Genomic DNA, 25,930 nt, shown 5'->3' with positions numbered 1-25,930 from the left:
CCGGACTATATCATTTGTTCCGGAAGTCAGTCAGATGAGGAGAAGATGAGATGAAAATTGCGATTGGAAATGACCATTCGGCGGTAGAACTGAAGAACATTATTGTGGATTTCCTGAAAGAAAAAGGAATCGAAGTGTTAAATCTGGGTACAGACAGCAGCGAGAGCTGTGATTATCCAGTTTACGGAGAGAAGGTAGGCCGTGCAGTTGTTTCCGGCGAAGCCGATCTGGGTATTGCAATCTGCGGTACCGGTCTTGGTATTTCACTGGCAGCTAACAAGGTAAAAGGCGTGCGCGCCTGCGTATGCAGCGAGCCGTACACAGCGGTGATGTCCCGCCGCCACAACGATGCCAATGTACTCTGCTTCGGCGCCCGCGTGGTAGGAAGTGAGCTTGCGAAGATGATCGTTGACGAGTGGATCAACGCAGAATTTGAGGGCGGACGCCATCAGAGACGCGTGGATATGATTATGGCGATTGAGGAGAAAGACTGATTCAGAGTCAGAGGTAACGGATGAAATCATAAGGCAGGCTGACAGCAGGATGCGAGATGCCTGTGAGAACAAAAAGAGGCAGCTGTAAAGAGATGGAGCAGCTGCGAAAAGAACAGGAGGAAGCAGGAGATGATCACAGAAGATATTCGCTACATCGGTGTAAACGACCATGACATTGACTTATTTGAGGGGCAGTATCAGGTGCCAAATGGTATTTCATATAACTCATACGTGATTATGGATGAAAAGATCGCGATCATGGATACGGTAGACAAGCGCAAACAGACAGAATTTCTGGAAAATCTGGAAACCGCACTGGCTGGAAGAACCCCGGATTATCTGATAATCAGCCACATGGAGCCGGATCATGCATCAAGTATCCAGGCAGTCTTAGAACGGTACCCGGAAATCACACTGGTAGGCAATGCGAAGACATTTCCGATGCTGAAACTGTACTTTGATCTTGATACCAGCTGTGCGCTGACGGTCAAGGAGGGCGATACCCTGAAACTGGGGCGCCATGAGCTGACGTTCGTCATGGCACCGATGGTACACTGGCCGGAGGTTATGGTAAGCTATGATTCCTGCGACAAGGTGCTGTTCAGCGCCGACGGTTTCGGCAAGTTCGGTGCGCTTGATGTGGATGAGGACTGGGACTGCGAGGCGAGACGGTATTATTTCAATATTGTAGGAAAATATGGAATGCAGGTGCAGGCACTTCTTAAGAAAGAAGCCGGTCTTGAGATCCAGATCATCTGCCCGCTGCATGGACCGGTTCTGAAAGAGACGATCGGTCATGTGCTTGAAAAATACCAGATTTGGAGCAGCTACGGCGTCGAGTCTGAGGGTGTATTTATCGCATATGCGTCCCTGCATGGCAACACCGAGGATGCGGCGAAGAAATGCAAGGAAATTCTTGAGAAAAAAGAATGCCCGAAAGTGGCAATCGCGGATCTGGCGCGCGGTGATATGGCGGAGGCGCTGGAAGATGCATTCCGGTATGGAAAAATTGTATTGGCAGCACCGTCCTATGACGCGGGTGTGATGCCGGTTATGGCAGATTTCCTGCACCACTTACAGAGCAAGAATTACCAGAAACGCACCGTTGCCCTGATTGAAAACGGTTCCTGGGCGCCGAGTGCAGCGCGCACGATGAAGGGAATGCTGGATGCGATGAAGGAGATCACGGTGGTTGAACCGGTCGTTACGGTTCGCGGGGCGCTCAAGGAGAGCGATATTCCGTCGCTGGAGCAGATGGCGGAAGCGCTGCTGGCATAAGAAGCGTCTGGTGACAGTATTTAATGAGACCTGAAAAAGGCTTTTTTAAATAAAAAATCCGGAGAGACAAAAGTGTGGTTTTATATTTATATATGAAAAATCCACTTGATGATTTTGTATGGATGACAGAAAAGAATAGGAGAAACAGACATGGTAGATGAGGTAATGAAGTTCATTACAGAGGCAGACCCGGAAGTGGGAAAAGCCATTGAAGCAGAGGCAGCCCGTCAGAGAAGAAACCTGGAGCTGATCGCGTCGGAGAATATTGTATCGGAGCCGGTTATGATGGCGATGGGATCGGTATTAACCAACAAATATGCGGAGGGATATCCGGGAAAACGTTACTACGGCGGATGCCAGTGTGTCGATGTTGTAGAGTCCATCGCGATCGAGAGAGCGAAAAAACTGTTTGGCTGTGATTATGCAAACGTACAGCCGCATTCCGGCGCGCAGGCAAACATGGCGGTATTTATCGCAATGCTGAAACCGGGTGATACTGTTATGGGCATGAACCTGGATCACGGCGGACATCTGACACACGGAAGCCCTGTCAATTTCTCCGGTTTATATTTCAACATTGTGCCGTATGGTGTCGATGACAATGGCGTGATTGATTACGAAGAGGTAGAGCGCATTGCACTGGAAGCAAAACCGAAGCTGATCATTGCAGGTGCAAGTGCCTATGCAAGAGAGATTGATTTCAAACGTTTCCGTGAAATTGCAGACAAAGTAGGCGCATACCTGATGGTCGATATGGCTCATATCGCTGGTCTGGTAGCAGCCGGTCTTCACCAGAGCCCGATTCCGTATGCAGATGTTGTTACGACAACCACACATAAGACACTGCGCGGACCGAGAGGCGGTCTGATTCTGGCAAATAAGGAAGCAGCTGAGAAGTTCAACTTCAACAAGGCGATTTTCCCGGGAACCCAGGGCGGTCCGTTAGAGCACATCATTGCTGGCAAGGCAGTCTGCTTCGGCGAGGCGCTGAAACCAGAATTTAAAGAGTATCAGCTTCAGGTAAAGAAGAATGCAGCAGCGCTGGCAGCCGCACTTCAGAAGCAGGGATTCAAGATTCTAACCGGCGGAACCGATAACCACCTGATGTTAGTTGATCTGCGCGGCATGGATATTTCCGGTAAAGAGCTGCAGAACCGCTGCGATGAAGTATACATCACCCTGAACAAAAACACCGTTCCGAACGACCCGAGAAGCCCGTTTGTTACTTCTGGTGTCCGCATCGGTACTCCGGCTGTTACCACCCGTGGACTGAAAGAAGAGGACATGGAAGTGATTGCAGAGTGCATCTGGCTGGCAGCTACCGACTTTGAGAACAAGGCTGATTACATCCGTGCGGAAGTGACGAAGCTGTGTGAGAAGTATCCGTTATATAAATAAGTAGAGAAGAATATGGAGCGAAAAATTTGCCGGTCTATAGATTCAGAAAAATGCTGGAAAATTAATGCACATATAACAATAAGAAAAAGGCTGTATTGCCTGCCGCATGGAAGTGCGCGGTAGGTGATACAGCCTTTTCTATACCAACCATTTTTTCTAGAAATTAAGTTTTTGTCCAATTCCTTTGCCCAATGCTTTTTCATAGATAAGCTGTGCCGTCCGCACATCAAAGAGTCCCATGCCGACTGATTTAAAGCAGCGGGTCTCGTTCTGCTCATGCGGATGTCCCTGCTTGGTATCTTCGATCAGATCCTCGATAAAGTGGACGCGCTCCTGTGTCAGAACGCCCTTTTCCAGCGGAATTTTCAGATCGCCGCTCTCCTCGCAGGCATACGGAAGCTCGGTGTACGCGTTCTTGACGAGTTTCCACACCGCATCCGGCAGTTCGCGCCGTTCCGGACGCCAGGAGCCGATGGCAACAAAGCATTTGCCGCGAAGCAGCTCTTCATCATCCGGGTAGACCGGATCGACCGCCTGGGTGGCGGAGATCAGGACGCGGCTGTGCTCAGCCAGTTCACGGGTATCCGCGCAGGTATGAATCTGGATGTCGTTTTTTCCAAACGATGCCAGACGCGCCGATAAGCGCTCGATAAAGCCGGAAAGATCCTTAGCGTATGCGTCATACAGATAAATATCTGTGATCGGGCGCACCTCGCAGGCATAGAGAAGCTGGTGTAGTCCCTGCATACCGCAGCCAACCAAACCAACTGAGGCAGCATCCTCTGGAGCCAGATAGCGCAGTGCGACACCGCCGACCGCACCGGTCCGCATTGCGGTCAGGACACTTCCGTTCATAATCGCCTTCGGCAGACCGGTCTTTGCGTTATTTAAAATCATAAGTCCGTTCAGATACGGAATTCCCAGAGAGGAATTGTCCGGAAATTCGGATAACATCTTTGTACCGATGACGGAATCCAGAAAACACGGCATATAGAGCATCATATTTTTATCACGCTGTGCGATAAAACGATCCGGCATCTTATAATTGCCGCTTTTGTGAATCGCATACGCATCTTCGATCGCGTCCATGACATCCTCTAAGGTGATGGACTGCCACATTTCTTGTTCGCTGAGAAATAACATATCAAAACCTCCTGAATATTTATGAATGAAATAAAACATATATACTAAAAATAGATTTATCACAAATCAAATGTGGTTTGTATAGCTGGATTGTAGCAGTTTCACGTTTCATTGTCAAGATGAAAACAGAATAAACCGGCAATCTCTGGATGCGGCGTCTGTAGGGCTTCAGAATATCACAGGGCTTGCCTGCGATCCGGTTGGAAACCGTGTTGAATGGCCGTGCCTCGGCAAAAATATCATGGGCGGAAGCAATGCGCTCGCCAGCGCCAATATGATTCTGGCAGGCTACGACAAGGTGATCCCGCTGGATGAGACGATCGGCGCGATCTATGAGATCGGTCTGTCGCTGCCGCTGGAACTGCGTTGTACCTTTGGTGGTCTTGGAAAGACAAAGACTGCCCGGGAGATTCTGAAGCGATCCGACGCGCATTTTCCGGGGGAAGAGGCGCGGTAGGTGTAATTCGAAACATCGTGAAAGGACAGTTACAGTTTGTGTAAGGTACGTACTGTAAGGTGGCATATCTTTTTAAGATCTGAAATAAAAATTGATTAAATAACTCTATAGAGATATAATATTAATAAAAATATCTCTATAGAGTTATTTTCATTAAAACGAATCTATTTTTTATATACCACATGTTTCTACTTGCTCCCATAATAGATAAGGAGGTTCCTCAGAATGAGAAAAATTTTATATCACGGTTCCTTGGAAATTATTTCTACTCCTATGTATGGTCAGGGAAAGGTCTATAATGACTACGGACAGGGCTTTTATTGTACGGAGAGTCTGGAGCTGGCGAAGGAGTGGTCGTGCGCCGAGCGGGAGGACGGCTATGTGAATCAGTATGAAATGGATGAAACCGGTCTTTTGATTTTAAATTTGATGGAGAAGCACTACAGCGTTCTTCATTGGCTGGCGATTTTGATGAAATACCGGAAAATCCGCCTTTCTTCGGCGGTCATGAAACGGGGAAGAGAGTGGCTGCTGGAACATTTCCTCCCGGATGTGGACGGATATGATGTGGTGATTGGGTACCGGGCGGATGATTCGTATTTTTCATTTGCAAGGGCGTTTGTAAATAATGAAATATCGTTAGAGCAGCTTTCGTATGCGATGCGGCTGGGAAAATTGGGAGAGCAGTATGTATTAAAGAGTCAGAAGGCATTTCAGGCGATACACTTTCTTTCTTATGAAGGAGTAGATTCAGTGGAATATTATGTAAAACGAAGAGCCAGGGATGAGCAAGCTAGAAATGCATACCGGAAAAAGGTGGAAGAGGATGATATCGACGGTATTTATATGCGGGATTTGATTCGAGGGGAGGTGTCGGCTGAGGATGAGCGCTTATGGGATTGAATATCTGGATGATGCGATGAGAAATCTGGGGGAAATGACAGATTATGCGGTCAATGCCTGTGGGATGGATCTGGAAGATTTTTGGAAATTGTTTCTTACAACCGGGTATGCAGAAAAATTTGGGGAAGGTGTACCAAGAGTAGTGAGCGGCTTTTCTGGAACGGAGCTTGCGGAGGAAGTGCTTCGAAAAGCGGGAAAAAAGGACGAACTGCCGGAACCGCAGGTAGAATTTACCTGTTCCAGAGAGTATTGGAGTGGCTGGATACTGGCGTATTATCAGTGGTACAGTGAGAAGAAATTTAAGGAAATTGAAGCAGGGCTTCCGGTCCGGGAGGTTGTGGAAATGTATCCGGCACTTCATGAAGCTCCGGAGGATAAATTTGTTGAGGCGGCAGACAGAATCATTCGAAGAAAAGAGCAGGGGAAAAACGCGTTGCGGCGGATCCGGAAGATGGCGGGATATACCCAAAAGGATCTTTCAGAGCAATCGGGGGTTACGCTGCGGAGTATTCAGCAGTATGAACAGGGAAAAAAGAAGATTCAAAAAGCATCCGCAGAAACCGTGCGTGCGCTTGCACGGTCACTGGGATGCCAGATGGAAGATTTGCTGTAATTGCGAAGGGATTGGACAGTTTCAATTTGCTATAGCGCCGTCGCCTTCGGCAGACTAAAAATAAATTCCGTCCCCACGCCCTCGGTGCTGACAACGTCGATATTTTCCCCATGTGCCTGAATAATCTCTTTGACAATCGCAAGCCCCAGCCCGGTGCCCTTTTTATCTTTTCCGCGCGATAAGTCGGTCTTGTAGAAACGTTCAAAGATTTTCTTCTGGCTGTCCTTCGGGATGCCGATGCCGGTGTCTTTGACGGAAATGAAGATTTTTTCATACCGGATGGAGGTCTGGATGTAAATGATCGAATCCTCGTGGCTGAATTTGATCGCGTTGTCGATCAGGTTGTAGAGAACCTGCTGGATTTTTCCGAGATCGGCGTAGACCATCTGGATGCTATCCGCAAAGGTCAGGTCAAACGTGATGCCTTTTGCGCTGCACGTGCCCTCGAAGGTTGCGGCGGTATCCTTGATCGTCCGGTTGATATCGAAATTTGTCCGAGTTAAGTAGCCTTTGCTGTCCAGGGAGTTGAGTGTCAGCATGCCCTGTGTCAGTTTGTTAAGGCGCTCGGTCTCGGAAATGACGATGTGCAGGTATTTGTGATAGAGTTCCTGCGGGATTGTGCCGTCGAGAATTGCCTCGAGATAGCCTTTGATGGAAGTCAGAGGCGAGCGGAAATCGTGCGATACGTTCGCGATGAAATTGTGCTGGTACTGTTCCATTTCATTTAACTCGCTGGACATATAGTTTAATGTGCTGGCGAGATAGCCGATCTCGTCGTGGGTGGTAATCGGGATATTGTGTGCCAGGTTTCCGGCTGCATATTCATTGGCTGCGACCGTAATCTTTTTGAGCGGGAAATAGACCACTTTTGTAAAAACAAGAAGCACCACCAGGGATAGGAAGAACAGGATGATCGATGTTATGTAAATAATATTCAGAAATCCGTTCTGTTCCGCCTCAATGTTCTGGATTGGCATATGAATCACGATGTAGCCGTAGGTCTTCATATTGCCTGTGATCGGGGCGGAAACGGAGAGTACCTTGCTGTCAAACAGGTTGTAATACTGTCCGATGGAATAGAGCCGGTTGCCCTGTGCGGTCGGGTCGAAATCGTCGATTGCGATGCCGGTACGACTGTCGCTGCTGTCCGCAACGATGGTGCCTTCATGGTTCAGGATCCAGATATCCGACTGCAGATAAGCGGAAACCGCCTCGATCTGTGGGTATGCCGAGTCGAGATTGATGGTTTTGCCCTCGTAGGCTTTGCTGCACCGATCGGCAATCATGGTCGCCTCGTCATACAGAACCTCCGATTCGCGTTCCACCAGATGGTGGTAGGTCATCTCAGATGAGATGGTCGCGATCGTGATGAATCCAAGCAGACCGAAGATGAGATAGCCGATCAGCAGTTTATAATAAAGAGAATGTGTGTAGTGGTTTGATTTCATGGTAAACCTCCGGTTACCTCTTCGCGCAACAGTTCAGTTCCTTTACTAACAGTTACCGTTTTACCTCAAATTTATATCCAATCCCCCAGACGGTCGTCAGCGCCCACTTGTCGTTGCCCTTGATTTTTTCACGGAGCCGCTTGATATGGACATCTACCGTCCGCGTGTCACCGATGTATTCATATCCCCAGATATGGTCGAGAAGCTGCTCCCTTGTGAATACCTGGTTTGGTGAGGACGCGAGGAAATAGAGCAGTTCCAGTTCCTTCGGCGGCAGCTCGATCGAGTGTCCGTTGTAAATGACGGAGTAGTTCGTCAGGTTGACGATGAGATCCGGATATTCGACAAAATTGCCATGCTGTTCGCTCACGGACGATGCAGGCATCTGCACCGGCAGCTGGTAGCGCCGCAGAACGGCTTTGACTCTGGCAACCAGCTCTTTCGAATCGAATGGTTTGATCATGTAGTCATCGGCGCCCAGCTCCAGCCCCAGCACCTTATCAAAGATTTCGCCCTTGGCGGAGAGCATGATGATTGGCACCTGGGAGGTACTTCGCAGTTCCCGGCAGACCTGATAGCCGTCGATGCCCGGAAGCATCAGATCAAGGAGAATCAGGTTGGGCTGAAATTCGGGAAATACCCGGAGAGCTTCTTCCCCGTCTCCGACAATTTTCGTTTCAAAACATTCTTTCGTCAGGTAAAGTGAGATTAGTTCAGCAATGTTGTAGTCGTCATCTACGATGAGAATGCGCTGCTTTTCAGCCATGTTGATTCCTCCTGTTTTTTTGGATATTTGTAACTGTTCAGTACCTTCACAGTTATGGATATTTCTTATTTAAATGTCACGATTGTAACGCCTGTATCGCCTTCGCCAAACTCGCCAAGCCGGTATTCCTTGACATAGCTTAATTTCTTCAAGTGGCGGTGTACGCCCGCTTTCAAAGCGCCGGTTCCACGACCATGTACGACGCGGACCTGCGGAAGATGCGCCAGGTAGGCATCATCCAGGTATTTGTCGAGTACCGGGATCGCCTCATCGACGGTCATGCCAATCAAGTTGACCTCCGGCGATACGCTGAAGGACTTGGACATCTTGATCTTGCTGCTTCCGCTTCCGGAGCCGCGGGAACCGCCCGTATGCGTGCCGGAAAGTCCTGGTCCGGTGATGGATGCTTCCTCGACCATTTCCAGATCGCGGATATTGACGAGGGAGCGCAGAATTCCCATCTGTACATACAGATCGCCCTTGGCGTTCGGCAGGGAGCTGACGGTTCCCTTTAAATTCATCGAGAGAACGCGCACGGTATCGCCGAGACGCAGCTTTTTCGCGGAAACGGCTTTTTTCGGTGCGGCGGTTTTCTTAACTGCCAGTTTCTTGTCTACATCCTGGATCTTGCCGCGCAGCTTGGTCCGCTCAGCTTCCAGTTCTTTATTGACGCCGGAAGACTTGGCAAGCTTGTTGATGTTGCGGATCGTCTGATCGGCGGTGTCCTTCGCATCCTGAAGGATCTTCTGAGCTTCCTCGCGGGCTTTGGAAAGCATTTTTTCCTTCTGCTCGGAGAAACGTTCTTCCTTCTGCTGGAGGCGGTTCTTCAGCGTTTCAATTTCCTGTTTATAGGAGGCGATCTCTTCGCGCTCTTTTTCAATGGTCACGCGGCTGTTTTCCAGATTGGCAAGCAGATCCTCGAAGGATTCGTCCTTCTGCTCCATCTGGTTTTTCGCCTCGTCGATGATATAATCCGGCAGCCCCAGCTTGCGGGAAATGGCAAATGCATTACTTTTTCCTGGAATACCGATGAGCAGGCGGTAGGTCGGGCGGAGAGTCTCGACGTTGAACTCGCAGCAGGCATTTTCAACGCCTGGAGCGGTCAGCGCAAAGACTTTTAATTCGCTGTAATGCGTGGTTGCGATCGTCCGACAGGTCATGTTGTGCAGGAAATTTAAAACCGCAATCGCCAGCGCCGCGCCCTCGGTCGGGTCGGTACCGGAACAGAGCTCATCGAAGAGACAGAGCGAATTGGCGTCCGCCTCATTTAAAATCGAAACGATATTCGTCATATGGGCGGAGAATGTACTCAGATTCTGCTCGATGCTCTGCTCATCGCCAATGTCGGCAAATACATTGTCAAAAACAGCCAGCTCGGATCCCTCAAATGCCGGGATATGGAGTCCTGACTGCCCCATCAGGGTAAAGAGTCCGACGGTTTTTAAAGAAACGGTTTTACCACCCGTGTTTGGACCCGTCACAATCAGAAGGTCAAACGAATCGCCAACCCAGATGTTGATCGGAACGACCTGTTTCGGATTTAAGAGCGGATGGCGTCCGTCCTTGATATTGATATACCGTTTGTTGTTAAATTTCGGTTCCACGCAGTTATAGTGGCGGGAAAGAGCTGCCTTTGCGAAAATGAAATCGAGCTCTGCCAGAATCGAAAGATCCGAGAGGATCGCGTCGGTGTAAGGCATAAGCTGGCTGGAAAGAGCTGCCAGAACGAACTCAATTTCCCGTTTTTCCTGGATTTCCAGCTCGCGCAGTTCGTTGTTCAGCTTGACGATCGCGAGCGGCTCGATAAATACAGTCGAACCGGTCGAGGACTGGTCGTGCACCATGCCTGGAACCTGGGATTTATACTCAGCCTTGACCGGCAGGCAATAGCGCCCGTCGCGCATTGTGATGACGGCATCCTGTAAATAGGTCCGGCTGGAATTTAAAATAGAATTTAACTGGGTATGGACGCGTCCGCCCACGATCTTCATGGAGCGGCGCACTTTGGCAAGTCCCGGACTTGCGTCATCGCTGACCTCATCCTCGGATGGCAGGCAGCGCTTGATCTCATTGTTGACCGGCGTCAGCGGATCCAGGGCGCGGAAGCGCTCATCAAGGGAATCATCTGGAAATTCTTCGGATTTCTCATGGCGTCCGTAGCTCTGCGCGCGGGCAGCGACTGTCAGCAGGGAGCTGACAGAGAGAAGCTCCGGGATCCCCAGGGAACTTCCGATTTCCAGACGTTTCATGGAACCACGCACATCCTTCACGCCGCCGAAGGAGAGACTTCCCTTCATGCGGACGCGCGTCAGGGCATCGGTCGTCTCCGTCTGGCTCTGCCGGATCGTCCCCAGATCACAGGACGGCTGCAGTTCCCGGCACATCTGTTTTCCCATCTCCGTGGAGGCGTACTCCGTGAGCTGGTCGATGATCTTTGTATATTCGAGAGTTTTTAATGCTTTTTCATTCATGTTGTGGTAATCCTCTTAATTTAAATGGTGTTCACATGATACCGTGACCACTAAATTCGTGAAAGACCTCATTAAATGGTCAGGTATAAGTTCTCACTAGACTCGAAAAGACCTCGTCAAGTGTTCACATTATATCACATTCCCCGCCGTCTAGCCAAGCATTCGCACTTTTTTCTTGCATAACCTTAAGAAGGAAAGTATAATTAGGATATGTTATGCAAAGGGGAAAGTGAAATGCCGGATTCAGAAGAACTTGAAAAAAAGGAAAAACGGGAATTCATGAGAGAAACGATAGTGAAGCCGCCGCTGACCAGAAAACAGATTGCGAAGCGGGTGGCTCTCTTTGTATGCGCGTCAGCCGCATTTGGAGGAGTCGCGGCGGTTTCGTTTGCGGCGGTAAAGCCGTTTGCGGATCGGTGTTTTCAGGAAAATGGGATGCAGGAGACATCCTCAGTCGAGTTTTCCAAGGACGATCCGGACTCTGTTTCGCCGTCGGACGGTGCAGATGCGGATATGACAGCGCAGCCGGAACAAATGGAGCAGGAGATTGATGAGGCGGTCAGCGAGGCGCTTTCCAGCTATCAGTTTTCCGTAGACAATTTCAATTCGATGACGTCGGTGCTGCGTGGAATCGGGGAACAGGGTGATAAGTCGATCGTGACGGTCAGCTCCGGCAAACAGGATACGGATATATTTGGAAATCCGGTGGAAAATACGGGTGATTATGCAGGTGCAGTCATCGCGGAGAGTGATGGAGAATTTCTGATCTTTACTTACGCCGATGCGGTGCGGGCGGCAGATTCGATCAATGTGAGATTTTCGGATGGAACGAAGATCGCTGGTACAGTGCGCCAGATTGACGAAGTGCTCGGAATGGCAGTTGTGGCGGTGCCGTCCGGCAATCTGCCGGAAGAAGAGCGGAAAAAGGTGCAGGTGCTTTCACTTGCCAATTCATATACGGTCAAGGCAGGCGATGTCCTCGTAGGTATCGGCGGTCCGTCCGGACAGGTGCATTCGCTTTCGTTCGGAACGGTATCCTACGTGGCGCGCAATGTGCAGATTACAGATGGACTGACGCGGATCCTGTATGCAGATATCAGCAGCAATTCGCAGACGGGTACCTTTTTGATCAATACAGCCGGAGAGATGGTCGGCTGGACATCGGAGTCCTGCCGCAGCGAGAGCTGTACGGATCGGACGGCGGCGTACACCATTTCCAGCTACAAGCCGATTCTGGAGCGGCTGACGAATGGCGCTTCGGCGGCATATCTGGGCATCCTGGGACAGGATGTGAGCCGTGCGATGCAGGGGAGCGGCATTCCGGCGGGCGTTTACGTGACGGAGGCAGTCTCCGGCAGCCCGGCATATGACGCTGGCATCCAGCCCGGCGATATTATTGTGAAATTTGGCACAAAGGAGATCGGAAGTTTCAAAGATCTCCAGGCGCAGATTGAAAATTCCGCGAGCGGCGTGTCTGTATCGGTAAATGTGATGCGGAAAGGGCGCGACGGATACACGGAAATTCCATTTTTGGTATCTCTGCGCGCCAGATAGAAATTCAGGAGGATATAGGCAGAATGAGATATATTGAACAGTTCCGGGAAGGAATGAGAGTCTCGGACGTATATTTATGTAAGACGAAACAGCACGCGGTGACGAAAAACGGAAAAGAGTACGCTTCCGTGCTGCTTCAGGATAAAACAGGCACGGTAGACTGCAAAATCTGGGATTTAAGTTCCCCGGGCATCAATGATTTTGAGCCGCTGCAGTACGTCTATGTGGACGGCGATGTGACGGTTTTCCAGGGTTCCAACCAGTTAAATATCAAGCGCATACGCAAGGCGGACGAGGGCGAGTATCAGGAAAGTGATTACCTTCCGGTCAGCTCAAAGGATATCAAGATAATGTATCAGGAGCTGACGGCTCTGGTGCAGTCTTTCCAGAATCCGTACCTGAAAAAGCTGGCATCCAGCTATTTCCTGGAAGATAAGGCATTTGTGAAGAAATTCTGCTTCCATTCGGCGGCGAAGAGTGTGCATCATGGTTTTGTGGGCGGACTTTTGGAACATACGTTAAGTGTTATGAAACTCTGTGATTTCTACACGAAGTCATATCCGGCGCTGAACCGCGATCTGCTTCTGACGGCGGCGCTGTTCCACGACATCGGAAAAGTGCAGGAATTATCCGCATTTCCGGAAAATGATTATACGGACGACGGTCAGCTCTTAGGTCATATCGTGATCGGCACGATGATGGTTGCAGACCGTATTAAGGAGATTCCGGGATTCCCGGCAAAGACAGCGGCGGAGTTAAAGCACTGCATCCTTGCGCACCACGGCGAATTAGAGTACGGTTCCCCAAAGAAACCGGCGCTTCTGGAGGCGCTGGCATTGAATTTCGCGGACAATACCGATGCGAAGATGGAGACGATGCTGGAAGTCTTAAAGAGCGGCGGGGAGAATCCGGGCTGGCTCGGATATAACCGTTTCCTGGAGACGAATGTGAGAAGGACGACGCCGACGGAATAATAATAAGATAACAGACATCTAAAATGAGTCTAAATGTATATAAGAAAAAGAAAACAGCGCTGCACAAGCAGATGCTGCCTTGCAGAAGCGGGGGAACGAAAAAATAGGAATCAGGACTCACCACCTAAAGAGGTGGGAGTCTTCTCGTTTCATAGGGAATTGCGTCCTATGAAACAAAAAACGCTCCGCGGGATGCGCACTCGCGCGAAGAAGAAACATGTCGCAAGCGACCGCGCTCGGCACGAGAATGTGCCAAGGCACATTCTTTTTTAACTGAGATAAATAAGAAAAATGGAGAAGGATACCAGGAAGGTACGGCGGTTCAGCAGGGATCGCGCTTTTCTGATATCCTTTTGTTTCATAAAGAAAGATATAGGAGTACAACAGAAAATATGAAAAAACGAGAAAATACAGGCAAAATCACTGGAAAAGTGTTCGGAGAAGCCAGAGCGCTTGGCGTCACTGCCTTAGCGGCGGCAGTCATGCTTTCCGGATGCGGAAACGCTGGAAATCAGGCGCAGAAAGGCGGTTCCGGCGCAGAACAGACGGAAAATACCCAAACAAGCGTTATTATCGCGATGCCGCCGACTTCAGAGCCGGAGGCGGGCTTTGATCCGGCATATGGCTGGGGCGCGGGCGAGCATATGCATGAACCGCTGATCCAGAGCACCCTGACGGTGACAGAAGCAGATTTGAGTATCGGGTATGATCTGGCGACAGATGTGGAGACCTCCGAGGATGGAATGACATGGACGGTGACGATCCGCGACGATGCGAAATTCACGGATGGCGAGGCGCTGACCGCGGAGGATGTGGCATTCACTTATAACACATTGAAAAAGACGAGTTCCGTCAACGATTTTTCAATGCTGAAACAGGCGGAGGCGATCGATGATGTGACGGTTGTGTTTGAGATGGAACGCCCGTTTGCTATCTGGTCATACACGATGGCGGTGACGGGAATTGTGCCGGAGCATGCATATGGAACGGATTACGGCACACATCCGATCGGTTCCGGGCGATATATCCTGAAACAGTGGGACAAGGGGCAGCAGGTGATTCTGGAAGCCAACCCGGATTATTATGGGGATGCGCCGAAGATGCGGCAGGTCACGATTCTCTTTATGGAAGAGGATGCGGCATTTGCGGCGGTGCGCGCCGGGCAGGTGGATGTGGCGTACACGGCGGCGTCCTATGCAGACCAGTCGGTTCCAGAATTCAGTCTTTTGGATTGTGAGACGGTGGACAACCGTGGATTTAACCTCCCGGCAGTGCCGGAGACGGTACGGGGGGATGGCGTAAAAATCGGCAATGATTTTACCGCGGATGTGCAGGTGCGCCGGGCGATCAACCTGGCGATTGACCGGCAGGAAATGATCGATCATGTGTTAAATGGTTACGGCAGCCCGGCATATAGTGTCTGTGACAAGATGCCGTGGTACAACGATGAAATGGAGAACATTTCCTATGATGTGGGGAAGGCGGAAGAGATGCTGGATGCGGCGGGATGGAAGAAAAATGCCGACGGCATCCGCGAAAAGGATGGAGTGAAAGCCATTCTGGAATTTCTCTATCCGACCGGGGATTCGGTGCGTCAGGCGCTGGCAGCCGATACGGCACAGCAGTTAAAAGAGATTGGAATTGACGCATCGATCCGCGGCACCGGCTGGGATACTGCGTATGACGAGGCACAGGCGCAGCCGCTTCTCTGGGGCTGGGGCGCGCACACGCCGATGGAATTTTATAATATTTACCATACAAAGGCAGATACGGGGCGGGCAGAATATTCGCCGTATGCGAATGAGACCGTGGACGCTTATATGGATGAGGCCCTGGCAGCACCGGATCTGGAAAGTTCGTATGAATTGTGGAAAAAGGCGCAGTGGGACGGCGAGACGGGCGTTTCAGCCGAGGGTGATCTTCCGTGGATCTGGCTGGTGAATGTCGATCATCTGTACTGGGTGAGAGACGGGCTTCATGTCGCAGAGCAGAAGGTGCATCCGCACGGTCACGGCTGGTCCATCGTCAACAATGTCGATCGGTGGTACTATGAGTAGGATGAAATGGTTTGGGCGCAGTCTGCTGCACCTGATGCTGCTGCTTTTGGCAGTCAGTCTGGTATCGTTTCTGCTGGTGTCGATGTCTCCGGTCGATCCGCTGCAGACGAATGTCGGGCAGACGGCGCTCGGCTCGATGGCGCCGGAGCAGATCGAGAAGCTGCAGGCGTACTGGGGCGTTGGTGTGCCGGTCTGGAAGCGCTTCTTTAACTGGATTTCGGGCATCTGTCATGGTGATTTTGGCATTTCCCTTCTGTACCGCAGACCGGTGCTGGAGGTGATCGCGGAAAAGGCGTCTGCGTCAGTGTGGCTCCTTCTGTCTGCGTGGCTGTTTTCGGGAATCGTGGGGATATTTTTAGGAATTGCAGCGGCGGCAAAACGGGGCAAGTGGACGGATCGCCTGATTACGGGCTATTGCATCGTGATCGCGGGAACGCCGTCCTTCTGGCTGGCGCTGGTGCTGCTGCTTCTCTTTACAGTGCAGCTTCCCGTCTTCCCAATCGGGTTCAGTGTCCCGGTGGGAATGGCGGCGGACGAGGTCAGCCTGGCGGATCGCCTGTATCACGCATTTCTGCCGGCGTGTACGCTGGGACTGACAGGGATTTCTTCGATTGCGATGCACACGCGCGAAAAAGTGATTGAGATTCTGGAAAGTGATTACGTACTCTATGCGCGGGCGCGGGGCGAGAGCGGCTGGCGGCTGATTTTTCGGCATGGACTCCGCAACCTGCTTCTCCCGGTAATTACGTTGCAATTTGGCTCGATCAGCGAGATTTTCGGCGGTTCGGTGCTGGTGGAACAGGTCTTTTCCTATCCGGGACTCGGACAGGCGGCGGTCACGGCGGGGCTGGGAAGCGATATCCCGCTTCTGATGGGAATTACACTCATCAGTGCCGTGCTTGTATTTGCAGGAAATGCAGCGGCGGATGGGCTGTACCGGCTGGTCGATCCGAGACTTAGGAAAGGAGGCAGGGCATGAGAAAGAAAACACTCTGGCTGCTGGGAATTTCCCTCCTTTTCCTGATTCTGGTGACAGTGCTTGGAATCGTCTGGGAGGATGCCGCACAGCAGGTCGATTTTGCGAGAAAAAACCTGCCTCCGGGAACCGGCGGGCTGTTTGGAACCGACTGGATGGGGCGGGATATGCTGAAACGGACGGTTGCGGGGCTTTCTTTAAGCATCCGGCTGGGGCTTCTGACCGCGGCGATCAGCGCCGCGGTGGCATTGGCGCTTGCATTGCTGGCGTCGCTTGGCGGGGGACTGATGGATTCATTGGTATGCGGGCTGATTAATCTGGTAATGGGAATCCCGCACATGCTTCTCCTGCTCCTGATTTCCTACAGTCTGGGAAAGGGATTCCGGGGGGTAGCAGCCGGGATTGCCCTGACGCACTGGGCGTCGCTGGCGAGGCTTTTGCGGGCGGAAATCTTACAGATCCGGGAAAGTCCGTATGTGCAGATCTCCGAAAAACTGGGGAAAAAGCCCTGGTGGATTGCCTGGAACCACATCGTCCCGCAGGTATCGCGGCAATTTGTGACCGGGTTAATTCTTCTCTTTCCCCATGCGATTCTTCATGAGGCGGGCGTGACCTTTCTGGGCTTCGGTCTTTCCTCCGAGCAACCGGCGATCGGTGTTATTTTATCCGAGAGTATGTCGTACCTGATTACCGGAAAATGGTGGCTGGCGCTCTTTCCGGGCGCGGCACTGGTGCTGGTAACGCTGGGATTTCAGGCGATCGGGCAGAGCCTGGGGCGGCTGATGGATCCGGGGAGCGCGCATGAGTAGAGGATGCTGGGAATGAGGCAGAAAAACATATATTTTGATAAAATGATGCGATTAAGACAAAAACAATCAAAAACGATGCGGCTATCAGATTTGGAACAGACAGACGTTATCAAAGAACGGAGATTGCGTGAAAATTGTGATTCCATGGAAAAGCCGATATTGAAAATTCAAAATCTAAACTTATATTTTACGCAGTACGCGCGTGGGCTTAGACGGCGCGAACTCCATCCGCTCCGCGACCTTTCCTGCAAACTTTTCAGTGGGGAGCTGACGGCGGTGGTCGGGGCGAGTGGTTCGGGAAAAAGCCTGCTGGCGCACGCGATTCTGGGAATCTTGCCGTACAACTGCCGGATGGAAGGAAAAATTTCCTATCAGGGAGAGGTTCTGGATGAGACGCGGCTTGCCGGGCTGCGGGGCAATGGGATTTCTCTGATTCCGCAGGGGGTTTCCTACTTCGATCCGTTGATGCGGGTCGGGGATCAGATCTGTGGCGGCAGAAAAGATGAAGCGACGCGGGCAAAATGCCGCCAGCTTTTGAAGCGGTACGGGCTGGATGAATCAGTGGAAAAATGTTATCCATTTGAGCTGTCGGGCGGCATGGCGCGGCGCGTCCTGATGGCAGCGGCACTGATGCAGGAGCCGAGGCTGATTGTGGCGGATGAACCGACACCGGGGCTGGAGGCGATGACCGCGCGCCATGTAATCCGTCATTTAAAAGAGATGGCACAGGACGGGGCAGCGGTGCTTCTGATTACTCATGATCTGGAACTGGCGATTGAGATGGCGGACCGGATTCTGGTGTTTTATGACGGGACGATTCTGGAGGAAGTAAAGCCGGAGAACTTCCGGGAGGGACGGAATCTGAAAGAGCCATACACGCAGGCGCTCTACCGGGCACTGCCGGAACATGAATTTTTTGGAGGAGAATGAGATGTCACTAAAGGCGGAAAACCTATCTTTTTCGTATGAAAATGGCGGGCGCCACGTGCTGACGCGTATTTCCCTGAAAATTGAGCCAGGAGAGCGCGTGGGTCTGGTGGCGCCGAGCGGATATGGAAAAACGACGCTGTGCCGCCTGCTAGCGGGATATGAGAGACCGGAGGAGGGAACGGTAGAGATTGACAGCATACCAATTGAGAATATCCGGGGCTGTATGCCGGTGCAGTTAATCTGGCAGCACCCGGAGCAGGCGCTCAACCCACGCTGGCGGATGCGCCAGGTTCTCAGTGAGGGCGGTCAGGTGGATGAGGAGAGCCGGGGACGGCTTGGCATCCGGGAAGAATGGCTGGATCGGTTTCCATCGGAGCTTTCCGGCGGCGAACTGCAGCGGTTCTGTATTGCCAGAGCGCTGGCGGCAAATCCGCGGTATCTGCTGGCGGATGAGATCACCGCGATGTTTGACGCAGTGACCCAGAGCCAGATCTGGCAGGCGCTTTTGCATGAGGCAAAGGGGCGGGAGCTGGGAATGGTGATTGTGAGCCATTCGGAATCTCTTTTGAAGCGGATTTGCACGCGGCAGATTGATTTAAAGGCATTGCAGGAAAAGATGGCAGCAGTTTAGCCGGTTCACATATTGACAGAGAAAATCGGGATTGACCGAGCTCATAAGAGCGAGGGATGCTTCTTGTCCAAAGGACAAGAAGATGGGCGATAGTAAGAGATTAATAATTCGGGATTTGGTAAGGAGGAGGAAAAATGGATGTTCGGAAGCTGTTGGAAGAGGTAAAACGGGGGGATACAAGTATTGAGGAAGCGGAGAATGCGTTCAAGAATCTTCCTTACGAAGATTTAGGGTATGCGAAGCTGGATCTGCACCGGAAATTGCGTTCGGGATTCCCAGAGACGGTGTTCTGCCAAGGAAAGCCGGATGCCTATCTGGCGGATATTTTCGAGACGCTGTACCGGGAAAATGGGGAAGTACTCGGAACGCGGGCGACGCCAGAGCAGTGGAATCTAGTGCGGGCGCGCATCCCGGAGATAGAATACGATCCGGTTTCAAAAATTTTGCAGGCGAGAAAATCATCGGAGACACCGTGGAAGCTGGAAGGGCTGGTGGCAGTCTGCACAGGCGGAACCGCGGATATCCCGGTTGCGGAGGAAGCTGCCAAAACGGCAGAATTTTTCGGCTGCCGCGTGGAGCGCTACTATGATATAGGGGTGGCGGGCATCCATCGCCTTTTATCCAAACGCGAGGCGATTGCGCGGGCAAACTGCGTGATTGCGGTGGCGGGAATGGAAGGCGCGCTTGGCACAGTTGTCGCCGGGCTGGTGGAAAATCCGGTCATTGCGGTTCCGACCTCGGTCGGCTATGGTGCAAGTTTTCATGGACTGTCGGCATTGATCACGATGATTAATTCCTGTGCGAACGGCATTTCGGTTGTAAATATAGATAACGGCTACGGCGCAGCATATCTGGCGGCGCAGATCAACCGCCTGGCGGTTCGGGAGCCGAAGAAGACGGCAGAGTGATAGTGGTTTGTGATAATTACATAAAAGCGAAAAACGGAAATGTATCAATAAAATGAGAAAAGTAGAGGGAGAAGTAAAAATGGATGAGAAAATCTTATATCTGGATTGTGCGTCTGGAATCAGTGGAGATATGACGGTTGGCGCACTGTTGGATCTTGGAGCAAGCCGGGAAAAACTGGTACGGGCACTGGACAGTCTGGGCGTATCCGGGTATCATCTGCATTTTGGGCGGACGAAGAAATGTGGAATCGATGCGTATGATTTCGATGTACATTTAGAGGAAGAAGAGCATCATCATGACCACGAACATCATCACGACCACGAACATGGTCATGAGCACGAACATAGCCATGATGAGCACGACCATGAGCATCATCACGATCATGAACACACTCACAACCATGAGCACAGCCATGATCACGCTCACACCCACGACCATGAGCACAGCCATGATCACGCTCACACCCACGATCATATGCATCCTCACGTCCACCGCAACATCCATGACATTTTCGAGATCATCGATCGTCTGGATGCATCTGACCGCGTTAAAAACCTGGCGCGCCGGATGTTTGAGATTGTGGCGGGGGCAGAGTCGAAAGCACACGGAATCCCGGTCAGCGAGGTTCATTTCCATGAAGTCGGTGCAATTGACTCGATTGTGGATGTTATCAGTGCGGCATTCTGCCTGGAGGATCTGGGAATCCACCGCGTGGTGATATCGCCGCTTTCCGAAGGTCATGGATTCGCACGCTGCCAGCACGGTTTAATGCCGGTTCCGGTTCCGGCGACGGCAAATATCGCAGCGGCACAGGGCTTGGAACTGACGCTTCGGGATGTCGAAGGAGAGATGGTAACGCCGACCGGCGCGGCGATCGCGGCGGCATTCCGGACAGAAGCGGCGCTTCCGAAGAAGTACCAGATCGAAAAGATCGGTATCGGCGCCGGAAATAAGGATTTCGCGCACGCGAATATCCTGCGGGCGATGCTTCTGACGGATAAAACGGTGGAAGTAGAAACTGGAAAAGACGGTCACGACGAGAGCTCCATGTGGGTCATGGAGGCAAACCTGGACGACTGCACCGGCGAGGCGCTGGGATATGCGATGGAGGTGCTTCTGGAAGCGGGCGCCAGAGATGTGTGGTACACACCGGCATATATGAAGAAAAACCGTCCGGCGTATGTGCTTCATGTACTGACAACGGCAGAAAAACGGGAAGAATTAGAACAGCTTGTCTTCTCCTGTACGACCACGATCGGTGTGCGCCGCTATCCAGTAGAGAGGACGATACTGCCACGGGAAGTAAAGGAGATCCAGACCCGTTACGGGGCAGCAAAGGTAAAAATCTGCAAGCGCGGCGGCGTGGATACGTGCTATCCGGAGTATGAGAGCGTGCGCGCGATCTGCCGGGAGACAGGGAAGCGCTTCATGGAAGTATTCCACGGAGTAATGGAAGACGGAAGTATTAGTTTACAGTAAGCACTTTTGAGATTGAAAAACGGCACAGTGCATTCTCGTTAGATAATTAAGAGGAGAATCAAGAACCATGGAAAATAAACCAATGATATCAGAGACAGAAAAAAGAGAAGCTTTAAAACAGTTCATGGCAGAAAAAGCGAAGGCACCGGTCTGTGTCGCCTTTTCGGGCGGTGTGGACAGCAGCCTGATTCTCAAGCTGGCGTGTGATACGGCGAAGAAGACGGGAATGCCGGTTTATGCCGTGACATTTCACACCATGCTGCACCCAGCCTGTGATCTGGAGATCGCGGAGCGGGTGGCAAAGGAGCTGGGCGCGATCCATAAAATTATCCAGGTCAATGAGATGGAGCTGGAAGCCATCCGGACGAATCCGGTCAACCGCTGTTATATCTGCAAACACCACCTGTTCGCGACACTTCTGGATTTTGCAAAAGAAGAGGGGATTCCGTGCGTGATGGACGGAACCAATGAGAGCGACCTGCATGTGTACCGCCCGGGTATCCAGGCACTCCGTGAGCTGGGTGTCGTCAGTCCACTTGCACAGTGCGGACTGGAGAAAAAGGATGTCAAGGCATTTGCGGCTGACTTAGGAATTTCCGTTGCATCCCGTCCGTCCATGCCATGTATGGCGACCCGCCTTCCATATGGAACTTCCTTTGACATGGAAGTTTTGAAGCGGATTGAGAAAGGCGAAGATTATCTTCGAAGCGTGTTTGGCGGAAATGTGCGCCTGCGCCTGCATGGCGATATTGTCCGGATCGAGGTGGATGCGGATAAATTTGAAAAAGCGATTGCCGAGCGGGAGACGATCTGCAGGACATTAAAAGAAATGGGATTTCTGTACATTACACTCGATCTGGAAGGTTTCCGGTCGGGAAGTATGGATATAGTGGAGAAACTCAACGCGCTGGTCGGGAAATGAATGTAAAGGAGATGGAAATCCCATGCAAGAAGAATGTATAGTCTGTAAAGCACATCTTATTTATCTGAAACAGGATGAATGGATGGAGTGTGAATTATGTCATAAAAAAGAATTGAGCAAGACCAGATGCCAGAACGGGCATTATGTTTGTAATGATTGTCATACGAAGGGACTGGACACCATTCTTTCCCTGTGTATAGACGAAACATCCAGAAATCCGATCGAGATTGTCCGGAAGATGATGGATGCACCGTTTTGCCATATGCATGGACCGGAGCATCATGTCATGGTGGGAGCGGCGCTGCTTACTGCATATAAAAATGCGGGAGGTGCTATTAATCTGCGGGAATCTGTGATGGAAATGCTGAACCGTGGGAAAGCCGTTCCAGGAGGAACCTGCGGATTCTGGGGTGCCTGCGGAGCGGGAATCAGCGCAGGTATGTTTGTATCTATCTTGTCTGGGGCGACGCCACTGACGGAGGAATCCTGGGGACTTTCGAATCAGATGACATCAAAAGCACTGGAGGCGATTTCGCGCACCGGCGGTCCGAGGTGTTGTAAAAGAGATTCTTATCTGGCGATTCTGGCGGCGGTTGATTTTGTAAAAACGCATTTTGGAATCGAAATGGAATGCACAGAAGTCCAGTGTACGCATTATGCTCAGAACAATCAGTGTATTGGCAAGCGCTGTCCATTTTGGCGATTTGATGATAGTATTTGACTATAAATGGATAAACGGAGATAATAAAGCTGCGATATAATTAGATTGTGCGAGATGGGATTGCAGTTTGCATAATGTGTGAACTGTGATGAGAGAGCAATTTCTCGTGTAATAGGAAATTCCCTGGAATTCCCTATTACACAAAAAGGCACATCCTTTTTTACGTGGAAAAATCGGAATTTGCGTTGGGGTATAGAAAATAGAATGAAGAATTCAAAGGTTAAAATAATCGCTTTAATAATGTGGATTATTTTTGAAATTGTAGCTGTTGTGTTATGGCTATCAAAAGATAATATTTTTTATTTATTGAATTTTAGTTATATTGGTACGTCAATAGCATTAGGTCTAGTGTTGATGGCTAACAATCAACCATATGCAAGAAGAATTGTCCAGTTACTTGTTGGTACATATATGCTGGTTTACCTTGGACTTATTGATAATGAAAATATGCAGATAGAGGGATTCTGGTATTACTTATTTACTGGAGTTTTCGAGGCCGCAACAATTCATTATGCAGTAGCAAAGATATTCGGTCCACTGATATTTGGAAGAGGCTGGTGTGGATTTGCTTGTTGGACTGCAATGATACTTGATTTTTTACCATATAAAACTCCTCAAAGTCATGAAAGACGAAAAATTGGGTGGATAAGGTATATCGCGTTTGCTGTATCATTGATCTTTGTTTCCGTACTTTTCTTGTGTAAAGTGGATAACATTGAACGAATAATGTTTTGGGCATTTTTGATAGGGAATATTGTTTATTATTTAGTTGGAATTACATTGGCTTTTACATTTAAGGATAATAGAGCATTCTGTAAATATATTTGTCCAATAACTGTTTTCTTAAAGCCAATAAGCTATTATTCTCTGTTTCGTATCTGTTGCGATAAAACAAAATGTATTAACTGTGGAAAATGCGAAAGGCTTTGCCCTATGGATGTTGAAGTTACAAATAATTCAAGAAAACGAAAGAATGACACAGAATGCATATTATGTATGGAGTGCGTGAAGAATTGCCCTAAGAAGGCACTTTAATCAAATTCCAATTTGACGGAGTAATATATATGAAAATCCGAGAAGTGAATGAGAATAAAAAGCAGTTTATATCATTATTGTTATTAGCTGATGAACAGGAGAGCATGGTTGATCGCTATCTTGAAAAAGGAACTATGTGTGTGCTTGAAGACAATGATGTAAAAGCTGAATGTGTTGTCACCGATGAAGGTAACGAAATACTTGAAATCAAGAATATCGCAGTCGATCCGGAAAATCAGGGAAAGGGCTATGGCAAAGCACTAATTGATTTTCTTGCCAGTAAATATGCAGATGAATATTCTGTTTTGCAAGTTGGAACAGGTGACAGTCCATTGACGATACCATTTTATGAAAAATGTGGGTTTGTTCGTTCTCACAAGATTCCCAATTTCTTTACTGACAATTATGACCACCCAATTTATGAGAGCGGTGTACAACTAATAGATATGGTATATTTGCAAAGACATATATAACTTCAAGCTTTTCGAATGTATGTTTGTGTCTGAGGAATTGGAGAGTGGATAATGAAAAAACCACCTTTATACACTGCGAAGACCACCTTTGTACACTTTTTTAAAATGTGGATAACTTCTTAAAAACCACCTTTATACATTCTTGTAAAATTGGAAAAAAGCTCAAAAAACCACCTTTATACACTAAAAAATTACCATCTTGCAAAATGCCTGATTTACCTAAAGAACTTGCTCGCACGGGATATGCACATATCGCATTTAGTGTAGGAAGTAAAGAAAAGGTTGATGCCTTGACCGTAGAGTTGAAAACTGCTGGTTATGAAGTAATCAGCGGTCCCCGGACAACAGGAGATGGCTATTACGAAAGCTGTATTGTTGCAATTGAAGGGAATCAAATTGAGGTTACAGTTTGAACCCGACAATTTCAAGTTCGAAAAATTGAGAAATCGTAAAATTGAAGAAAAAAGGAATGCACAGTTCTTAGCATATCGGGAACTGTGCATTTCTGTAAATAAATACTTTTAATTAGCCGATTACGGCATCTTCTGCTGTAAAATGTTCCAGAGAATTTTCTTTTACCTGAATGCAGATATAAGTAATTCCGGAAATATCGGATGCAAAAAACTGACGCTTTGCAGCAGGTGCGATTTTTAGCCAGTCTCCAGTTGAAAGGCTAAATTCTTCTCCATCAATTATGGCTTTGCCGTTACCTGAAAGAATTCCATAGATTTCTTCATTTTCTTTATGAGAATGAACAAATGGGACATTTGCTCCTGCAGGTAGTTCGTTTAAACTGATTTCTGCACCTGTTAAAGACAACTTTTCATGTAGCTCAATTCGGTTTTCCTTTCCAATAGTTGTTTTTGTGTAATTTGCCATAATAATACCTCCATAGTTAATTTGTAGTTTCTGGTTGCTTGGTATTAGTATAGTGTGAGACACATACAAAAACAAGTACGCACCTTTTTGTAACTGTACACTCAAAAATGAATGTGTTACAATAGACTCGGAGGTGAGAATTATGCGAGCAAAAGAAGAATTACCGGAATGCCCAGTTGCAACAGCAGTATCTCTTATCGGAGGAAAATGGAAACTGCTGATTTTGCGTAACTTGAAAGAGCGTCCATGGAGATTCAATGAGCTACAACGAAGTATAGATGGTATTTCACAAAAGGTTTTGACAGATAGTTTAAGACAAATGATGAGTGATGGGCTGGCATATCGCCACGATTACCATGAGCAGCCACCGAGAGTTGAATACGGCTTAACTGAACTCGGAACAAAAATGCTTCCAATTGTTAATTCACTTGCTGACTTTGGTAACTACTATAAATCAATTATTGAACAGAATTAAGGACGTTAGTATTTGAAAAGATCGAACAATTCCAGTTTGTATAACAGGAATTTATCAGAAAATGAGGAATAGTTGAAATGGAGGCGCTATAATAACATGAAGATTGAAGGGAACCAGAAAGAACTGGATGCAATG

At 49.5% G+C, this 25,930-nt stretch carries 26 protein-coding genes; 21 read left to right on the top strand and 5 right to left on the bottom strand.

Annotated elements, in window-relative coordinates:
* Nucleotides 1–50 precede the first annotated feature (50 nt).
* The 3 genes from rpiB to glyA all read left to right on the top strand — a co-directional run bounded on the left by rpiB (nt 51) and on the right by glyA (nt 3,170).
* Nucleotides 51–494, top strand: a complete 444-nt coding sequence (gene rpiB, locus DWZ16_RS07005) for a ribose 5-phosphate isomerase B (RefSeq protein WP_022358818.1) — start codon at nt 51–53, stop codon at nt 492–494.
* Between the two features lie 129 nt (nt 495–623).
* Nucleotides 624–1,772, top strand: coding sequence for an FprA family A-type flavoprotein (locus DWZ16_RS07000; RefSeq protein WP_117796706.1), 1,149 nt, complete (start codon nt 624–626; stop codon nt 1,770–1,772).
* Nucleotides 1,773–1,922: 150 nt separating this feature from the next.
* A complete protein-coding gene (gene glyA, locus DWZ16_RS06995; RefSeq protein WP_118522500.1) occupies nt 1,923–3,170 on the top strand; it encodes a serine hydroxymethyltransferase in 1,248 nt (415 codons plus the stop codon).
* 156 nt (nt 3,171–3,326) lie between these two features.
* Here the strand turns inward: glyA and DWZ16_RS06990 are convergent, their stop codons facing one another.
* A complete protein-coding gene (locus DWZ16_RS06990) occupies nt 3,327–4,313 on the bottom strand; it encodes an ornithine cyclodeaminase family protein (RefSeq protein ID WP_181986253.1) in 987 nt (328 codons plus the stop codon).
* Nucleotides 4,314–4,398: 85 nt separating this feature from the next.
* Between DWZ16_RS06990 and DWZ16_RS06985 the strand changes: the two genes are divergently transcribed.
* The 3 genes from DWZ16_RS06985 to DWZ16_RS06975 all read left to right on the top strand — a co-directional run bounded on the left by DWZ16_RS06985 (nt 4,399) and on the right by DWZ16_RS06975 (nt 6,286).
* Complete coding sequence (locus DWZ16_RS06985; RefSeq protein ID WP_107001857.1) at nt 4,399–4,770, top strand: L-serine ammonia-lyase, iron-sulfur-dependent, subunit alpha; 372 nt, start codon at nt 4,399–4,401, stop codon at nt 4,768–4,770.
* A 225-nt stretch (nt 4,771–4,995) separates the two neighbouring features.
* Nucleotides 4,996–5,673 (top strand): DUF3990 domain-containing protein, encoded by a 678-nt coding sequence (locus tag DWZ16_RS06980; RefSeq protein WP_107001858.1) that lies wholly within the window; start codon nt 4,996–4,998, stop codon nt 5,671–5,673.
* Nucleotides 5,654–6,286 carry a helix-turn-helix domain-containing protein gene (locus DWZ16_RS06975; protein WP_022358806.1) on the top strand — a complete coding sequence of 211 codons (633 nt, stop codon included), beginning with the start codon at nt 5,654–5,656 and terminating at the stop codon, nt 6,284–6,286. The genes DWZ16_RS06980 and DWZ16_RS06975 overlap by 20 nt, the downstream gene beginning before the upstream one ends.
* 29 nt (nt 6,287–6,315) lie before the next feature.
* Here DWZ16_RS06975 and DWZ16_RS06970 read toward each other — a convergent pair whose 3' ends face one another.
* The 3 genes from DWZ16_RS06970 to DWZ16_RS06960 form a co-directional block, all read right to left on the bottom strand.
* Nucleotides 6,316–7,734 (bottom strand): sensor histidine kinase, encoded by a 1,419-nt coding sequence (locus DWZ16_RS06970; protein ID WP_118522499.1) that lies wholly within the window; start codon nt 7,732–7,734, stop codon nt 6,316–6,318.
* 52 nt (nt 7,735–7,786) lie between these two features.
* On the bottom strand, nt 7,787–8,500 hold the full coding sequence (locus DWZ16_RS06965; protein WP_118522498.1) for a response regulator transcription factor: 714 nt from the start codon (nt 8,498–8,500) through the stop codon (nt 7,787–7,789).
* A gap of 65 nt (nt 8,501–8,565) precedes the next feature.
* On the bottom strand, nt 8,566–10,971 hold the full coding sequence (locus DWZ16_RS06960; RefSeq protein ID WP_118522497.1) for an endonuclease MutS2: 2,406 nt from the start codon (nt 10,969–10,971) through the stop codon (nt 8,566–8,568).
* A 279-nt stretch (nt 10,972–11,250) separates the two neighbouring features.
* Here DWZ16_RS06960 and DWZ16_RS06955 point away from each other — a divergent pair, with 279 nt between their 5' ends.
* From DWZ16_RS06955 to DWZ16_RS06890, 14 genes are all read left to right on the top strand, one after another.
* Nucleotides 11,251–12,525: a S1C family serine protease gene (locus DWZ16_RS06955; RefSeq protein WP_243021948.1), complete on the top strand. Its 1,275-nt coding sequence runs from the start codon at nt 11,251–11,253 to the stop codon at nt 12,523–12,525.
* A gap of 23 nt (nt 12,526–12,548) precedes the next feature.
* A complete protein-coding gene (locus tag DWZ16_RS06950; RefSeq protein ID WP_118522496.1) occupies nt 12,549–13,499 on the top strand; it encodes a 3'-5' exoribonuclease YhaM family protein in 951 nt (316 codons plus the stop codon).
* Between the two features lie 392 nt (nt 13,500–13,891).
* Nucleotides 13,892–15,556, top strand: coding sequence for an ABC transporter substrate-binding protein (locus DWZ16_RS06945; protein ID WP_118522495.1), 1,665 nt, complete (start codon nt 13,892–13,894; stop codon nt 15,554–15,556).
* Nucleotides 15,549–16,535: an ABC transporter permease gene (locus tag DWZ16_RS06940; protein WP_182427308.1), complete on the top strand. Its 987-nt coding sequence runs from the start codon at nt 15,549–15,551 to the stop codon at nt 16,533–16,535. Before DWZ16_RS06945 ends, DWZ16_RS06940 begins: the two co-directional genes overlap by 8 nt.
* Complete coding sequence (locus DWZ16_RS06935; protein WP_118522494.1) at nt 16,532–17,341, top strand: ABC transporter permease; 810 nt, start codon at nt 16,532–16,534, stop codon at nt 17,339–17,341. The genes DWZ16_RS06940 and DWZ16_RS06935 overlap by 4 nt, the downstream gene beginning before the upstream one ends.
* A gap of 90 nt (nt 17,342–17,431) precedes the next feature.
* Entirely contained in the window at nt 17,432–18,271 is an 840-nt protein-coding gene (locus tag DWZ16_RS06930) for an ABC transporter ATP-binding protein (protein ID WP_243021947.1), read from the top strand.
* Nucleotide 18,272: 1 nt separating this feature from the next.
* A complete protein-coding gene (locus DWZ16_RS06925; RefSeq protein ID WP_118522493.1) occupies nt 18,273–18,902 on the top strand; it encodes an ABC transporter ATP-binding protein in 630 nt (209 codons plus the stop codon).
* A gap of 134 nt (nt 18,903–19,036) precedes the next feature.
* Nucleotides 19,037–19,810: a nickel pincer cofactor biosynthesis protein LarB gene (gene larB / locus DWZ16_RS06920; protein ID WP_117796697.1), complete on the top strand. Its 774-nt coding sequence runs from the start codon at nt 19,037–19,039 to the stop codon at nt 19,808–19,810.
* 79 nt (nt 19,811–19,889) lie between these two features.
* Nucleotides 19,890–21,290 (top strand): nickel pincer cofactor biosynthesis protein LarC, encoded by a 1,401-nt coding sequence (larC, locus tag DWZ16_RS06915; RefSeq protein WP_243021946.1) that lies wholly within the window; start codon nt 19,890–19,892, stop codon nt 21,288–21,290.
* A 67-nt stretch (nt 21,291–21,357) separates the two neighbouring features.
* On the top strand, nt 21,358–22,212 hold the full coding sequence (gene larE / locus DWZ16_RS06910; protein WP_207663378.1) for an ATP-dependent sacrificial sulfur transferase LarE: 855 nt from the start codon (nt 21,358–21,360) through the stop codon (nt 22,210–22,212).
* 82 nt (nt 22,213–22,294) lie between these two features.
* Complete coding sequence (locus DWZ16_RS06905; RefSeq protein WP_333489846.1) at nt 22,295–22,933, top strand: DUF5714 domain-containing protein; 639 nt, start codon at nt 22,295–22,297, stop codon at nt 22,931–22,933.
* Nucleotides 22,934–23,137: 204 nt separating this feature from the next.
* Nucleotides 23,138–23,968 (top strand): 4Fe-4S binding protein, encoded by an 831-nt coding sequence (locus tag DWZ16_RS06900; protein WP_118522526.1) that lies wholly within the window; start codon nt 23,138–23,140, stop codon nt 23,966–23,968.
* Between the two features lie 29 nt (nt 23,969–23,997).
* Complete coding sequence (locus DWZ16_RS06895; protein ID WP_118522490.1) at nt 23,998–24,441, top strand: GNAT family N-acetyltransferase; 444 nt, start codon at nt 23,998–24,000, stop codon at nt 24,439–24,441.
* A 149-nt stretch (nt 24,442–24,590) separates the two neighbouring features.
* Entirely contained in the window at nt 24,591–24,854 is a 264-nt protein-coding gene (locus tag DWZ16_RS06890; RefSeq protein ID WP_243021952.1) for a VOC family protein, read from the top strand.
* A 112-nt stretch (nt 24,855–24,966) separates the two neighbouring features.
* Here DWZ16_RS06890 and DWZ16_RS06885 read toward each other — a convergent pair whose 3' ends face one another.
* Nucleotides 24,967–25,320: a cupin domain-containing protein gene (locus DWZ16_RS06885; RefSeq protein ID WP_118522489.1), complete on the bottom strand. Its 354-nt coding sequence runs from the start codon at nt 25,318–25,320 to the stop codon at nt 24,967–24,969.
* Between the two features lie 142 nt (nt 25,321–25,462).
* Between DWZ16_RS06885 and DWZ16_RS06880 the strand changes: the two genes are divergently transcribed.
* Complete coding sequence (locus DWZ16_RS06880) at nt 25,463–25,795, top strand: winged helix-turn-helix transcriptional regulator (RefSeq protein WP_008373705.1); 333 nt, start codon at nt 25,463–25,465, stop codon at nt 25,793–25,795.
* The last annotated feature ends 135 nt before the right edge of the window (nt 25,796–25,930 follow it).

The organism is Clostridium sp. AF29-8BH, assembly GCF_003478145.1.
Classification (GTDB): Bacteria; Bacillota; Clostridia; order Lachnospirales; family Lachnospiraceae; genus Otoolea; species Otoolea fessa.
The sequence above is the reverse complement of the archived record's forward strand: the minus strand, read 5'-3'. Positions and strand labels throughout refer to the sequence as shown.